The organism is Nocardia sputorum (assembly GCF_027924405.1).
Taxonomy (GTDB): domain Bacteria; phylum Actinomycetota; class Actinomycetes; order Mycobacteriales; family Mycobacteriaceae; genus Nocardia; species Nocardia sputorum.
The window spans coordinates 109,087-121,908 of record NZ_AP026978.1 but is presented as its reverse complement, the minus strand read 5'-3'; the positions used below and the strand labels follow the sequence as shown (position 1 = coordinate 121,908).

17 protein-coding genes are annotated in these 12,822 nt (G+C 69.7%); 9 read left to right on the top strand and 8 right to left on the bottom strand.

Annotated elements, in window-relative coordinates; translation table 11 throughout:
• Positions 1–3: 3 nt before the first annotated feature.
• Both QMG86_RS00595 and QMG86_RS00590 read right to left on the bottom strand, forming a co-directional pair.
• A complete protein-coding gene (locus tag QMG86_RS00595) occupies positions 4–651 on the bottom strand; it encodes a T9SS type B sorting domain-containing protein (protein WP_281877021.1) in 648 nt (215 codons plus the stop codon).
• Between the two features lie 113 nt (positions 652–764).
• Positions 765–1,388: a carbonic anhydrase gene (locus QMG86_RS00590; RefSeq protein WP_063022306.1), complete on the bottom strand. Its 624-nt coding sequence runs from the start codon at positions 1,386–1,388 to the stop codon at positions 765–767.
• Positions 1,389–1,478: 90 nt separating this feature from the next.
• Here QMG86_RS00590 and QMG86_RS00585 point away from each other — a divergent pair, with 90 nt between their 5' ends.
• On the top strand, positions 1,479–2,396 hold the full coding sequence (locus QMG86_RS00585) for an HhH-GPD family protein (RefSeq protein WP_281877020.1): 918 nt from the start codon (positions 1,479–1,481) through the stop codon (positions 2,394–2,396).
• A 37-nt stretch (positions 2,397–2,433) separates the two neighbouring features.
• Here the strand turns inward: QMG86_RS00585 and QMG86_RS00580 are convergent, their stop codons facing one another.
• A complete protein-coding gene (locus QMG86_RS00580) occupies positions 2,434–3,180 on the bottom strand; it encodes an alpha/beta fold hydrolase (RefSeq protein ID WP_281877018.1) in 747 nt (248 codons plus the stop codon).
• Between the two features lie 58 nt (positions 3,181–3,238).
• On the opposite strand from QMG86_RS00580, the gene mhuD reads away from it, so the two are divergent.
• From mhuD to QMG86_RS00560, 4 genes are all read left to right on the top strand, one after another.
• The gene (mhuD, locus tag QMG86_RS00575) at positions 3,239–3,553 is read left to right on the top strand and encodes a mycobilin-forming heme oxygenase MhuD (protein WP_039794711.1); all 315 of its coding nucleotides are present in this window, start codon (positions 3,239–3,241) and stop codon (positions 3,551–3,553) included.
• 262 nt (positions 3,554–3,815) lie between these two features.
• A complete protein-coding gene (locus QMG86_RS00570; RefSeq protein ID WP_039794710.1) occupies positions 3,816–4,010 on the top strand; it encodes a CbtB domain-containing protein in 195 nt (64 codons plus the stop codon).
• Complete coding sequence (locus tag QMG86_RS00565; protein ID WP_281877016.1) at positions 4,001–4,822, top strand: CbtA family protein; 822 nt, start codon at positions 4,001–4,003, stop codon at positions 4,820–4,822. Before QMG86_RS00570 ends, QMG86_RS00565 begins: the two co-directional genes overlap by 10 nt.
• A gap of 35 nt (positions 4,823–4,857) precedes the next feature.
• Positions 4,858–5,337, top strand: a complete 480-nt coding sequence (locus QMG86_RS00560; RefSeq protein WP_281877014.1) for a hypothetical protein — start codon at positions 4,858–4,860, stop codon at positions 5,335–5,337.
• 54 nt (positions 5,338–5,391) lie between these two features.
• On the opposite strand, the gene QMG86_RS00555 is transcribed toward QMG86_RS00560, so the two are convergent.
• From QMG86_RS00555 to QMG86_RS00545, 3 genes are all read right to left on the bottom strand, one after another.
• Positions 5,392–5,832, bottom strand: a complete 441-nt coding sequence (locus tag QMG86_RS00555; protein ID WP_281877013.1) for an OsmC family peroxiredoxin — start codon at positions 5,830–5,832, stop codon at positions 5,392–5,394.
• Positions 5,833–6,004: 172 nt separating this feature from the next.
• Positions 6,005–6,325, bottom strand: coding sequence for a DMT family transporter (locus QMG86_RS00550; RefSeq protein WP_281877011.1), 321 nt, complete (start codon positions 6,323–6,325; stop codon positions 6,005–6,007).
• 1 nt (position 6,326) lies between these two features.
• Positions 6,327–6,974 carry an FMN-dependent NADH-azoreductase gene (locus QMG86_RS00545; RefSeq protein ID WP_281877009.1) on the bottom strand — a complete coding sequence of 216 codons (648 nt, stop codon included), beginning with the start codon at positions 6,972–6,974 and terminating at the stop codon, positions 6,327–6,329.
• Positions 6,975–7,082: 108 nt separating this feature from the next.
• Here QMG86_RS00545 and QMG86_RS00540 point away from each other — a divergent pair, with 108 nt between their 5' ends.
• Entirely contained in the window at positions 7,083–7,691 is a 609-nt protein-coding gene (locus QMG86_RS00540; RefSeq protein WP_281877007.1) for a TetR/AcrR family transcriptional regulator, read from the top strand.
• A 76-nt stretch (positions 7,692–7,767) separates the two neighbouring features.
• Here the strand turns inward: QMG86_RS00540 and QMG86_RS00535 are convergent, their stop codons facing one another.
• Together QMG86_RS00535 and QMG86_RS00530 are read right to left on the bottom strand one after the other, a co-directional pair.
• Positions 7,768–8,631, bottom strand: a complete 864-nt coding sequence (locus QMG86_RS00535; protein WP_350356362.1) for an ABC transporter permease — start codon at positions 8,629–8,631, stop codon at positions 7,768–7,770.
• Positions 8,628–9,530 carry an ABC transporter ATP-binding protein gene (locus tag QMG86_RS00530; RefSeq protein WP_281877006.1) on the bottom strand — a complete coding sequence of 301 codons (903 nt, stop codon included), beginning with the start codon at positions 9,528–9,530 and terminating at the stop codon, positions 8,628–8,630. Before QMG86_RS00530 ends, QMG86_RS00535 begins: the two co-directional genes overlap by 4 nt.
• A gap of 233 nt (positions 9,531–9,763) precedes the next feature.
• Between QMG86_RS00530 and QMG86_RS00525 the strand changes: the two genes are divergently transcribed.
• From QMG86_RS00525 to QMG86_RS00515, 3 genes are all read left to right on the top strand, one after another.
• Positions 9,764–11,479 (top strand): histidine kinase, encoded by a 1,716-nt coding sequence (locus QMG86_RS00525; RefSeq protein WP_281877005.1) that lies wholly within the window; start codon positions 9,764–9,766, stop codon positions 11,477–11,479.
• Between the two features lie 33 nt (positions 11,480–11,512).
• On the top strand, positions 11,513–12,223 hold the full coding sequence (locus tag QMG86_RS00520) for a response regulator transcription factor (RefSeq protein WP_281877004.1): 711 nt from the start codon (positions 11,513–11,515) through the stop codon (positions 12,221–12,223).
• Between the two features lie 329 nt (positions 12,224–12,552).
• The gene (locus QMG86_RS00515) at positions 12,553–12,822 is read left to right on the top strand and encodes an SHOCT domain-containing protein (RefSeq protein WP_281877003.1); all 270 of its coding nucleotides are present in this window, start codon (positions 12,553–12,555) and stop codon (positions 12,820–12,822) included.

Sequence of the window (12,822 nt, the reverse complement as noted above, 5' to 3'; positions counted from 1 at the left end):
TCGTCAAGCGATGTTGAACGGCTCCGCCATGCTGCGTACCGAACCGAGTTGCGCCACAACGCTGTACGCCCCCGGGGGAACCTGGACGCGTTCGCCCGCGCAGTTGGGCTGGGACGTGGTGCCCGACCAGGTCACCGTGAACGCCGCCTGTTCACCGCGGCTCATCGTGCGGACGTCGGGCTGCCCGTCCGGATAGCAGTCGGTGCTCGACCACAGGCGCCGCTGGCCGTCGAGCGTGTGCACCGAAACCTGTTGCAGGCCGGAGCCCATGTCGCGGGTGCACGGCACCGCCGAGATGTTGGTGATGACGATTCCGAACACCGGCTGCTCGCCCGTCTTGTAGGTGGGCTGCTCGACGGTCACCTTGATCGCCAGCGACTGGTCCGGGCATGGCCCCGCCGCGGCGCTGCTCGCCGCCGCGGAGGTCTTCGGCGCGCCGGACTCGCCCGACGGCTTGGCCGCGGCGTCGGCGGGCTTCGCCGTGACCGTGCTGGACCCGGCGGTGCGGGCGTCACCGGGTGAGTCGCCGCCGCGCGCGACGGCGAGCACGACCCAGATCACCAGCGCCAGGGCGACCACCAGGATTCCGATGGCGAACACGCGTCGACGCCAGTAGATCTCCGGTGGCAGCGGTCCATTCGGTTCCAGCACGCCTCAACGGTAAGGGCATCGTCGGGCGCATCGTCTCAGGGGCACGGCGTGTCGGCCGCCCGCACCCGCGGGCGGCGAGTACATTCCGCCGGCACGCTGGGCCGATCGCGGCCTCAGGCCTCCTCGCCGATGTTGCCGACGACCCGGTGCAGCTGCACTTTGCCCTCGGCCAGCTTGTAGGTCACGGAGGCGATGGCGCACGCGCCGGTCGCGACCGCCTGCGAGATGATCATCGACCGCTGCATGAGCAGGCGGCTGGTCTCCACCACGTGCCTGGCCTCGATCTCGTCGACGGTGGACAGTCCTTCGCGGCGTCCGACCAGGATGGACGGGGTGACCCGCTCGACCACGCTGCGGATGAACCCGCCGGGGACCTCGCCGCCGTCGAGCGCGTCGATGGTCGCCTTCACGGCTCCGCAGCTGTCGTGCCCCAGCACTACGATGAGCGGCACGTTGAGCACCTGCACCCCGTACTCGATCGAACCGAGCACCGAGCTGTCGACCACATGGCCCGCGGTGCGTACCACGAACATGTCGCCGAGACCTTGGTCGAAGATCAATTCGGCGGCGACCCGTGAGTCACCGCAACCGAACAAGATCGCGTGCGGATGCTGGCCACTGACAAGTTTGGCCCGGTCCGCGGCACCCTGGCTAGGATGCAGCAGCGCACCACTGACGAAGCGGTCGTTGCCTTCACGCAGGGACTTCCAGGCACTGATCGGGTTGGAATCCGGCATACCGACCATTGTGCAGGACGGTTGCGCTACCAGCGAGTTAGGTCGGTTACGGGTGGGCAAATACCGCCTGGCGGCCGTAGGACGGGGACAGTGAGGACAGTGCGGAACGGCGCACCGAATGGCATCGACGCGGACACGTTGCTGGACTGGTACGGAGCGACCGCGCGCGATCTGCCGTGGCGCCGCGCCGGCGTCACCGCGTGGCAGATTCTGATGAGCGAGATCATGCTGCAGCAAACGCCGGTCGCGCGGGTGGAACCGATCTGGCGGGAGTGGGTGGCGCGCTGGCCGGTGCCCTCGGCGATGGCCGCCTCGTCGCAGGCGGAAGTGCTGCGCGCCTGGGGCAAGCTCGGCTATCCGCGCCGCGCGCTGCGGCTGCACGAGTGCGCCCGGGTATTGGCGGCCGAGCACGGTGACGAGGTGCCTGCCGACGTGGAGGTGCTGCTCGGGCTGCCCGGTATCGGTGCCTACACCGCGCGCGCCGTCGCCTGTTTCGCCTACGGTCAGCGTGTTCCGGTGGTGGACACCAATGTCCGCCGGGTGGTTGCCAGGGCGGTGCACGGGCGCGCGGAAGCGGGCAATCCGTCGTCGCGGGACCTCCCCGAAACCGAGGCGCTGCTGCCGCTCCAGGTCGATCGCGCCGCGGTGTTCTCCGCCGCCCTGATGGAGCTCGGCGCGACCGTGTGCACTGCCCGCACGCCCGACTGCTCGCGCTGCCCGTTGCCGAGCTGCGCCTGGGTCGCGGCGGGCCGTCCGGTGAGCGATGTGGTCCGCCGCGCTCAGAAGTACGAGGGCACCGACCGGCAAGCGCGCGGTCGCCTGCTCGACGTTTTGCGGCACGCCAGCGGTCCGGTGGAACGGGTGCGCCTGGATTTGGCGTGGACCCGCGATCCGGGCCAGCGCGACCGCGCTCTGGATTCGCTGCTGGTGGACGGTCTGATCGAGCAGACACCCGATGGTTTGTTCGCCTTGGCGGGCGAGGGCGGGCACCCCGGGGCGATCAGCTGAACCGACATCGGGCCGCGCGACGGAAGCGCCGAAGTTCCTAACTGCCCGATACCCGGCGCAAGAAGCGCTCGACTTCGGCTCGATAACGCTCCGGTTGGTCATCGTGCACGAGGTGGCCCGCGCCGGGGACGAGGACGTAGTCGGCGTCCGGATGGGCGGCGGCCATCTGCCGCATCTGCCCAGGCGGGGTGATGCTGTGCTCGCCTTCCAGCAGCAGGGCGGGGACTCGCACCGCATGCCATTGCCGCCAGAAGTCGCGCGTTCCCCACTCCTCGGAGATATCGCGGAAGGTGGTGACCGAACCGTGCAGCCGGTATCCCTCCGGCCCGCGCTCGAACGAATTCAGGAAGTACCGCCCGGCGACCGGTCCGAAGAAGGACAGCACCGCCTCGTCGTCGGGAAACGGTTGCGGCCAAGCCTCGATCATGGCCGCCCAGTGCGCGGCGGTGCGGCCGGTGAAGTCCGGCGCGATGTCCTCGATCACCAGCGCCCGGACCCGCTCGGGGTGGGTCGCGGCGAACACCCAGCCGTGCAGCGCGCCCATCGAATGACCGATCACCACCATCGGCTCGGCGATCCCGGCGGTGCTCGCGGCGAGGTCGGCCACGAAAGCCTCGGTCGTCAGTCGCTCGGGTGCGGGCCTGCCGTGCCCGGCGGCGTCGAAGGTGTAGACGTGGCCGTGTTCGCGCAGCCAGCCCAGCTGATCGCGCCAGGTGCGCGCGCTGCCCATCAGTCCGTGCAGCAGCAGGATCGGCGCGCCTGCTCCGCCTTCGTCGTACAACATCGTCTCGACAATACGAGTCACCGAGCGTCTGCTCGGCAGCAGCCGCTAGCTTGGACGCATGGCTGTTGTGAAGATCAACGCGATCGAGGTTCCCGAGGGCGCGGGCCCCGAGCTGGAGAAGCGGTTCGCCCACCGCGCGCACGCGGTCGAGAATTCCCCCGGCTTCCTCGGCTTCCAGCTGCTGCGTCCGGTGGCCGGCGAGAAGCGCTATTTCGTGGTGACCCAATGGGATTCGGAAGAATCCTTCGCGGCTTGGCGGGACGGGCCCGCGCGCGAGGCGCACGCGGGCGAGCGGCAGAAGCCGGTCTCGACGGGTGCGTCCCTGCTCGAGTTCGAGGTCGTGCTCGACGTCGACGCGAAGCCCGCGAACTGAGTCCGAGACCTACCGCCGGGCAGGCCCGCCTGCCCGGCGACTCGCCCGACGCCGTGGTACGCCCGTGCCGGACCCGGTTGACGCCGGGGCCGTGCGGGTGTCACAGTTCGAAGGACAAACGCGAGGGTGACGCGGTAATTCCGGTGAGATTCCGGAGCGGTCGCGCCACTGTGTTCCACGCACCGAGTCCGGTGCCGGAAAGCCAGACACCGGCACCGTCGCGCCACCACCCGACGGGACGCGTATCCCAAGGAGGACTCGAATGGCCATCGCGCATTCACCCAGCCGGGCAACCGATTCCCTGGCCACCGTGCTCGTCACGGTCGGTGTCGTTCTTCTCGCACTGCTCACGCTGTACCTGGTCGGGTTCGACCAGGGCGTCATCTCGCGCAGCGGGATGTACCTGCATGAGTTGATGCACGACGGACGCCACCTGCTGGGGCTTCCGTGCCACTGATCGGTTCGCTCCGAACACTGCTGCTGCGCGGCCTGCTGGCCGGTCTGATCGCCGGACTGCTGGCCGCCACAGTCGGTTACTTCGTCGGTGAACCCAAGGTGGACGCCGCCATCGCCATCGAGGAAGCAGGCTCCGCCACCGAACACGCGCACGGCGAACAAGCCGAATCGCCGCACTCGCACGGCGAGCACGCCCAATCCCCGGGTGGGCATTCCCACGGTGACGAGGAAGAACCGCTGGTGAGCCGTGGCGGCCAGAAGTTCGGGCAATTTCTCGCGCTCGGGCTGGCCGGGCTCGCGCTCGGCGCCATCTACGCATCGGTCGCGCATTTCGCGCGGCGCCACACCGCGCTGACCGGGCCACGGCTCGCACTGGCGCTCGGCGCGGCGGGTTGGGCCGCGATCGTCGCGGTGCCCTTCTTCAAGTACCCGGCCAACCCACCGGCGGTCGGCGACCCGGACACCATCGATGAGCGCACCCTGCTGTGGGTGGCGGCGGTCGTGCTGGGCCTCGTGGCTGTCGGCGCGGCGGTGGCGGTGTTCACCGCGCTGCGCGGGCGACTTCCCACGTTCCGGTTGATCGGTGGCGTCGCGGCGTTCGTCCTGGTGACCACGCTCGGCTACATCCTGCTGCCCGGGGTGAACGAGGTGAGCGCGGACTTCCCGGCCACCCTGCTGTGGCAGTTCCGGGTGGCGTCGCTGGCCGAGACCGCGACCCTGTGGGCCTGCCTGGCCCTCGGTTTCGCGGCGCTCAGCGAGTTCGCGACACGCACCGATACCCCGGTACCGGTCGCGGCCGCTACCGCGGAGTGATTCGCGCTTAGCAGCATTGAGGCAGTGTCGGTCCCATGACCGGCACTGCCTCTTCCGTCCGAACCAAGCCACCGCGCGTCTACCCCGCTGGACCACCGCGCGCCGTCCGTGTCGCGTTCGTCGCACTGGTCGTGGCATTGGTCGCGGGCGTCGCCGAGGCGATCGCGCGGGCCTTCGTGTCCCCCCGAGCCGACCTGGCGAGCGTCACGAACGGGCTGGGCCTCCGCATGGCGATCTACCTTCTGGTGCTCGCCGTCGCGGTGCGTATGACTCGCGGCGACCGCTGGGCCCGCCTGCTGCTCACCGTCGGCATCGGCGTCTTCGGCCTGTTGTCGTTGATCATCGAGCCGCTCGCAGCGGCCATGTCCGCGAACGAACTGCGTGACCTCGTACGGGATGCCGCACCCGCGTCGCTGCTGCTCGCCGCCTTCCGCACGGTTCACGTCATTGCCGTGCTGATCGCCATCCCGGCGCTCTACACCCGGCCCGCGCGCCGCTACTTCCGCGAGCACTGATCCCCGAGCACGCTTCGTGCCCCGCGCCCGTGGCGGGTGCGGGGCACCGGCGCGCTAGGCGAGGGCCGCGTCGAGGGTGATGTGGTCGACGCCGGCGAGGGCCTTGCTCACCGGGCAGCCTGCCTTGGCGGCCTCGGCCGCGGCCTGGAAGGCGTCCGCGTCGATGCCCGAGACGCGACCGCGGACGGTCAGCTTGATCCCGGTGATCCGGAAGCCGCCAGCCGGGTCGGGGCCGAGGGTCACATCGGCGGCGACGTCCAGGCTCTCCGGGGTGCCGCCCGCGTTGCCGATCTGCGCCGACAGCGCCATCGCGTAGCAGGACGAGTGCGCGGCCGCGATCAGTTCTTCCGGGCTGGTGGTGCCGTCGGCCTCCTCGGCGGAACGCTTGGGAAACGACACGTCGTACTTACCGACCCCCGAACTGGCCAGTTCGACCTGTCCCGAACCCTCCTGCAGGGTGCCGGTCCAGGCAGTACGCGCGGTACGTGTGGGCATCACGGTCCTTTCGCCGATGATCGTTTGACGATTCAGGACGAACCTACCCCGGCCGACGCGCCCCGGCCCACCGGTTCACCGATCGCGTTCGCCGCGACGCAGGGGCTCGAACACGGCGGGCGCGTCTGCGGTAAGTGCCCCACGCCCAAGCGAATCCGGGCGGTCGAGGGTCCTACTCCGGGTTCGTGATCCTGGCCAGCACGATGCCGCCGAGGATCAACGCGAGCGCCAGCATGCGCCCGATGCCCAGCGGGTCCTTGTGGACGACGATGCCGAGGGTGATCGCGCCGAGCGCGCCGATGCCGGTGAAGACCGCGTAGGCGGTGCCGACCGGCAACGTCTGCATGGCGCGCGACAGCAGATAGACAGCGGTCGCGCCGAGCAGGAAACAGACCAGGGTGGGGACGAGCCTGGTGAAATTCTCGGTCGGTTTGATGCTCTGCGACCAGACGATCTCCACGAGCCCGGCGGCGGCGAGAACCACCCAGTTCATGTCAGTACTCCCCGGCCAGAGCGCGGGCGGCGGCCAAAGCGCCCGCGTACGACGTCTCGTGCTCGGCGCGCAGGTGCGCCAGCGCCGGGTCCTGACGGGCATTCGCCAGTTCCGCCTGCACGAAAACGGTATCGGATACGGCGAAATGGCCCGCGAAGAAGTCGCGCAGGAAACGCTCCTGATAGTCGTAGGCGGCTTTGGGGGCGCCGGGCGAGTAAGCGCCGCCGCGCGCGCTCGTCACGACGAACCGACGGTGGCCCAGCGACATTCGCGGAAAGGTCACCTGGTCCAGCCACGCTTTGAGCGAGGCCGGGATCGAGTAGTTGTACATCGGGGTGCCGATCAGGATCACATCGGCCGCGAGCAACTCGGCGAGCAACGGCTCGACGACCTTCCACGCGGCGGCCTGCTCCGGGGTGCGCACCAAGGCCCCGAGCCGCGCCGGGTCGGTGCTCGGCAAGGCGAGCACGGCGTCACACAGCTCGGTCCACGCCTCGCCGATGAAGGGCACCGGCTCGGCGGCGAGGTCGCGGTAGTGGTAGCCGCCATCCGGATGCCCCGCGCGCCACGCGTCGGCGAAGGCGCCGCTCAGTTCCCGGCTGATCGACCGCCGCCGGGCGCTGGCGTCTACGTGCAACAGAGTGCTCATGGTCCGACCTCCAATTAAGTGGACAAACTGTCCGATTAGCGACGGGCCCACCGTACTCGCAATACGGACACGTTGTCCACTTATCGCGGGATCGGCTACAGTCACGGCATGCACCACCGATCCGATCTGCTCGCCGGCCTCGGTCCGGGCCGGTCGGCTCCCCCGGAACGCGCGGACGCGGCCCGCAACCGAGCCAAAGTCCTCGCCGCCGCGGCCGAGTTGTTCGCCACCCGGGACCCACGCACGGTGACGATGGACGACATCGCGAAGGCCGCGGGCGTCGGCCGCGGCACCCTGTACCGGCGGTATCCGGACACGAATTCGGTCGCCGTAGCCCTGCTGGACGAACACGAGCGAGCACTGCAAGAGAAACTGCTCTCCGGTCCGCCGCCGCTCGGGCCCGGAGCTCCGCCCGGGCAGAGACTGGCCGCGTTCTACGCCGCGATGGTCGAATTGCTGGACGCGCACGCCCATCTGGCGCTCGGCGCGGAGATCGGCGGGGCTCGCTTCGCGACCGGGGCTTACGGATTCTGGTACGCCCACGTGCGAGCGCTGCTGGCGGCGGCCGGGATTCGCGAACCGGACGCGCTGGTCGACCCGCTCCTCGCACCCCTGGCGGCCGAGGTCTACCGGCAGCAACGCGAGCGCGGCCTGACTTCCGGACAGATCACCGACGCACTCCGCGTGATCGCCGAAACGGTGCTCGCCCGGAGATGAGCACGGCCGCCGAGTCCCTCCACAACGAAACCGCCGGTGGACAACGCCCACCGACGGTTTCGGCACCCCTCGTGGTTCACACCAGATCGCGTTCGCGCAGTAGCCAGATCGTGCCGCCCGCGAACAGCACCAGGTAGGCCACCAGTACGACCAGCGATTCGGTCCGGCCGAGCACGTGCAGCACGCCTGGCGTGGCAGGACCGTCCACAGTGCGCATCGCCCCCGCCAGCGACCCGGCCGCCGTGCCGGGCAGATGATCGGTGATCACCTCGATCGGAGCGAAGATCCCGGCGACGCCGCGCAGCAGATTCTCCACCACCAGCACCCAGACCAGGCCGAGCCCCACCGCCGACGCGGGCCCACGGGCGATCGCGCCGATCAGCGCGCCCGCCAGTGTCCACATGCCGAGAATGAGTACTCCCGTGAGGATCCCGAGCAGTGAACGGTCCAGCGCGGGCAGGTCGAGCGGCTGCGACTGGGACGCCGCGATCAGCGCGGCCACCGCGATGTCGGTGACGAACGCCGTGCACACCAACGCCACCACCACGGCCGCGAGACTCACCACCACCGCGGCGACCGCCCGCACCCGCGAAGGCCCCTGCGTGAACACGGTCTTCCAGGTGCCCCAGCCATACCCGCTGCCGACCGTCAAGGCGCCGAGGATGAGCATCAACGCGCCGCCGAACATGGCCATGCCTTGGGTGAACACTTCGGGCACCGCGGCGGGCAACATCTGTCGCAGCAGAGCCTCGCGCGGCAGTCCGTTGGACATCCGGCTCGATTCCCCCGAGGTGTAGGCCAGATAGTTGAACAGATAGGCGAATGTGAGATTCAGCAGAATCCACGTGCCGAGCACGATCCAGAACGCCGGCCACTTCCGCAGCCGCAGCATTTCGGCCTTCGTGCTCGCGACCAGGTCGCGGATCGCCATGCCGTTCATCGCGCGGCCTCCCATCGCGTCATCTCGAAGAACACTTCCTCCAGGGACTTCTCGTCGGCCCGCAGCTCCAGCAGATCCGCGCCCGCCGCCACGACCGCGCGGGCCACCGCGGGGGCGGTGACGATGTCCGACTCGATCCGGATGCCCTTCGCGGTCAGCAGCGCCGAGCGTTCGCCCACCAGCCGCCGCACCGCGGGGAAGGCCACCTCCACCGGCTCGGCCCGCAGCAGCAGCGACGAGTTCCCGCGCAACTCCGCGACAGTCGCTTCGGTGAGCAGCCTGCCCTGCGCGATCACGCCCACCCGGTCGCAGATCGCCTGCACTTCGCTCAGCATGTGGCTCGACAGCAGCACCGTGCGACCCTCGGCGGCCGAAGTGGTGATGAGGTCCCGCATTTCGGCCATACCGGCGGGGTCGAGGCCATTCGTCGGCTCGTCCAGGATCAGCAAGTCCGGATCGCCGAGCAGGGCGGCGCCCACGCCGAGGCGCTGCTTCATGCCCAGCGAGTACGTGCGGTATTTGTCCTCGGCGCGACTCGCCAGCCCCACCCGATCGAGCACGTCCTCCACCTCCGGCCGCCCGAGCCCGCGATACTGGGCGAGCACGCGCAGGTTGTCCCGGCCGGAAAGGTACGGGTAGAAGCCGGGGCCTTCGATGAGCACGCCGATCCGGCGGACCACCGCGGGATCACCGGGACGACGCCCCGCGACCGTGGCCGTGCCTTCACTCGGACGGATCAGCCCGGCCAGCATGCGCAGTGTGGTGGTCTTGCCCGCGCCGTTCGGGCCGAGGAAGCCGTAGATCTCGCCGGCCGCGACGCTCATGCTCACATCGTCGACAGCGGTGTGCTCCCCGTAGCGTTTGGTCAACCCGCGGGTGACCACGATCGAATCTGTCATGCCTCGAGAATCCGCCGCCGACCCGATGCGGACATCCGTCGCCGGGCGACGATCGGCATACGTAGCTGGAACGACGGCCGTCGTTCGCGGCTGCGCGGCCGTGCCGAGTCAGCCGGCGCGCGGTCGTGTCCGGGGAGGCCGATCCGTCGGCGAATATCCGAATCGGCGCTATTCCGGCGAAATACGTTCCCAGGCGGACGTCGAATCACGACCGGGCCGCATAGGCTACGTGCGTGCGGGTGGCAGGGATTACGGATCGGAGTTCGGTCGGCTGGGACTGGGGCGTCGCGCTCGTCGTCGCCGCGGTTCAAGTGGTCGGAGGCACTTTCGCGAATATGCGGCAGACCGGAGTGCACTCCCTCGACGCGCTCGGTTACGTGCTGCTGCTGGCCGGGCCGGTGGCGTTGGTCTGGCGGCGCGTACAGCCGGTGCCCGTGCTGATCGTCGTGCTCGCCGTATGTCTGGCGTACTTCCTGCGGGGCTACGGGTACGGCCCGATCTTCGTCGCACTGGTCGTCGCGTTCTTGACCGCCGCGAGCGGCAGCGGATCACGGTGGTGGACCTATCCGCTGGTCCCGCTCGGGTATCTGGCGCTGGTCTGGCCGCTGCCCGCGCTGCTGGGCCGCCCCGCCGACCTGTGGCAGGTGTTCGCGCTGATGGCGTGGCTGTCGGTGCTGCTGCTGGCGGCCGAGGGCATCCGGCAGCGCAAGGCCGTGCTGGTCGCGCGCAGGCAGCGCGCCGAGGCCGCGCAGCGGGACGAGGAAGCGCAGCGCGAGCGGCGAGCCAGCGAAGAGCGGCTCGCCATCGCCCGCGAGCTGCACGACGTGCTTGCCCACAGCCTTTCGATGATCAACGTGCAGTCCTCGGTGGCCCTGGAACTGCTCGACAAACGCCCGGAGCAGGCGGAGACGGCGCTCACTGCGATCAAGAACGCCAGTCGCGACGCTCTCGCCGAGGTGCACGCGCTCCTGCACACGATCCGTTCCGGCAGCGCGCCCACAACTTCGGCCGAGCAGATGCCTTCGGCTGACGCGGAGGAGAGCGCCCCCCGCACGACAGCTGCCGAGCCGCCGCCCGCACCGCGGGCTCCCGCGCCGAGCATCGGCGACTTGGACGACTTGTTGCAGCGCCCGCGCGCCACCGGACTGACGGTCGGCACGCGAGTGCTCGGCACGCCGCAGCAGTTGCCCAGCGTGATCGACGTGGCGGCGGCGCGGATCGTGCAGGAGTCGCTGACCAACGTGCTCCGCCACGCACCAGGAGCCGAGGCCACGGTGACCGTGCGCTACACCCCGGACTCGGTCGACATCACCGTAGACAACAGCCGCCCGACCAGTGCCCCCACGCGCTCCGGCACCGGCGGCGGCAACGGCATCATCGGCATGCGCGAGCGCGCCCACGCCCTCGGCGGCGCGCTCACCGCGGGCCCGCGCCCCAGCGGCGGGTTCCGGGTCGCGGCGCGGCTTCCGATGAGGACACCCGAACCCGGCGCTGCCGGGACCGACTCGGCTTCATCCGAAACGCCGACTCGGAACGGCACGGCGTCACCAACGCAGGCCAAGAACACCGGGGCGTCGAAAGCGCAGGCCCGGAACAACGCGACATCACCAGGACAGGCAAGGAACAACGCGGTATCAGAAGCTCGAGTCCACAACACCGCGACATCACCAACGCATGCACGGAACACGGCGCCGGAGCAGGACTCCGCGACCAGCACACGGATACCCAGCGCCGCCACAGCGCGAAGAACCGCGCAAAACGGCACAGCATCGCGCGTGACGGAACCGGGCGCGCAGAGGCCGGGCGCTTCGCCGACCGACGCCGAGACATCGCGCTCCACCGCCGCGGGCACGTCGACCACCACCGGCCCCAGCGAGGCCGAGTCGCCGGGCCGACCCGCCGATACCACCGGTCGGCCGAGCACCTCCGGCGGTCGCGCGCAGCACTGACCGCGACGAGGCGGCCCCACGCAGAGGAGACCGATGCACGACCAAGATCCGGCCCAGGCGGACTCGGCGTCCACTCCGTCCGGCGGCATCCGGGTGCTGGTGGCCGACGACCAGGCGTTGGTGCGCGGCGGTTTCGTCGCGCTGCTGGACGCCCAGGACGGCATCGAGGTGGTCGGCGAGGCGGACAACGGCGAGCAGGCCGTGCGGATGACCCGCAGCCTGCGCCCCGACGTGGTCCTGATGGACATCCGCATGCCCATCCTGGACGGTTTGGCCGCCACCCGCATGATCGCCGAGGACCCGCGGCTGGCCGAGGTGCGCGTGGTCGTGCTGACCACCTTCGAGCTCGACGAGTACGTCTTCGAGGCGCTGCGCTCCGGCGCGGCCGGATTCCTGGTCAAGCACACCGAACCGGCCGATCTCGTACGAGCCGTCCGGGTGGTCGCCGCGGGCGACGCGCTGCTGTCCCCCGGCGTGACCCGCAGACTGATCACGGAGTTCTCCGCGCGCGCCAAAACACCGCCGCCCGCCACGCTGGCCGAGCTCACCGACCGCGAACGCGAGGTGATGGCTCTGGTCGCCGAGGGACTGACCAATGCCGAAATCGGGGAACGCCTCTACATGAGTCCCGCGACCGCCCGCACCCACGTCAGCCGGATTCTCACCAAACTGCACGCCAGGGACCGCACCCAGTTGGTGGTGCTGGCCTATGAATCAGGGCTCGTCCGCCCGGGCTGGCAGTGAGGAACGGTTCTTGCCGATCAAATTCATTTCTCAATGATTCCAGCGGACGCTACGGCTCGCACATCGCCTTCCCATGTTGTTCGCGTGGCTGCCGTCGGCAGAGGCGGACGACGCCGAAATTGGTACGGCGCCGGCACCCCAACGCCGGGATATCGTCCGATGGCAATTCTTCAGCGAACGCTATTTTGCAGGGATAACGCGCCTCAGCAAATAATTGGTAAATCCTCGTGCAAGGACCACGAGCCACTTCGAGCGTACGTATCCGAACGTATTCCGAGTGACGACGCGCGACCGATGCCCGGACGGGCCCCTCGGCGCAGTCTTTTCGCATGAACATTTTCACTCGACCCGAGGCAGTGGGTTTCCTGGCCGACCACTACGACGGCGCCTGGCACCCCTGGCCGTTCTTCTGGATCTTCCCCCTGTTGTTCTGGCTGACCGTCGTGGCGGTGCTGGTGTTCGCCCGGCGGCGGTTCATCGGGCGTGCGAGCGGTATCGGCGCGCTGCGCACCGCGTTCGCTCGCGGCGAGATCACGGAGGAGCAATACCGCAGCAGGCTCGCCGTCCTGAGCGAACCGCGGCGCCGCGGCAAGCAGTAG

What these genes read in the sequence shown, in the direction of transcription:
- QMG86_RS00590 (WP_063022306.1), bottom strand. Translation starts at nt 1,388, where the DNA reads ATGCCGGATTCCAACCCGATCAGTGCCTGGAAGTCCCTGCGTGAAGGC.
- QMG86_RS00580 (WP_281877018.1), bottom strand. Translation starts at nt 3,180, where the DNA reads ATGTTGTACGACGAAGGCGGAGCAGGCGCGCCGATCCTGCTGCTGCAC.
- mhuD (WP_039794711.1), top strand. Translation starts at nt 3,239, where the DNA reads ATGGCTGTTGTGAAGATCAACGCGATCGAGGTTCCCGAGGGCGCGGGC.
- QMG86_RS00570 (WP_039794710.1), top strand. Translation starts at nt 3,816, where the DNA reads ATGGCCATCGCGCATTCACCCAGCCGGGCAACCGATTCCCTGGCCACC.
- QMG86_RS00560 (WP_281877014.1), top strand. Translation starts at nt 4,858, where the DNA reads ATGACCGGCACTGCCTCTTCCGTCCGAACCAAGCCACCGCGCGTCTAC.
- QMG86_RS00555 (WP_281877013.1), bottom strand. Translation starts at nt 5,832, where the DNA reads ATGCCCACACGTACCGCGCGTACTGCCTGGACCGGCACCCTGCAGGAG.
- QMG86_RS00550 (WP_281877011.1), bottom strand. Translation starts at nt 6,325, where the DNA reads ATGAACTGGGTGGTTCTCGCCGCCGCCGGGCTCGTGGAGATCGTCTGG.
- QMG86_RS00545 (WP_281877009.1), bottom strand. Translation starts at nt 6,974, where the DNA reads ATGAGCACTCTGTTGCACGTAGACGCCAGCGCCCGGCGGCGGTCGATC.
- QMG86_RS00540 (WP_281877007.1), top strand. Translation starts at nt 7,083, where the DNA reads ATGCACCACCGATCCGATCTGCTCGCCGGCCTCGGTCCGGGCCGGTCG.
- QMG86_RS00535 (WP_350356362.1), bottom strand. Translation starts at nt 8,631, where the DNA reads ATGAACGGCATGGCGATCCGCGACCTGGTCGCGAGCACGAAGGCCGAA.
- QMG86_RS00530 (WP_281877006.1), bottom strand. Translation starts at nt 9,530, where the DNA reads ATGACAGATTCGATCGTGGTCACCCGCGGGTTGACCAAACGCTACGGG.
- QMG86_RS00520 (WP_281877004.1), top strand. Translation starts at nt 11,513, where the DNA reads ATGCACGACCAAGATCCGGCCCAGGCGGACTCGGCGTCCACTCCGTCC.
- QMG86_RS00515 (WP_281877003.1), top strand. Translation starts at nt 12,553, where the DNA reads ATGAACATTTTCACTCGACCCGAGGCAGTGGGTTTCCTGGCCGACCAC.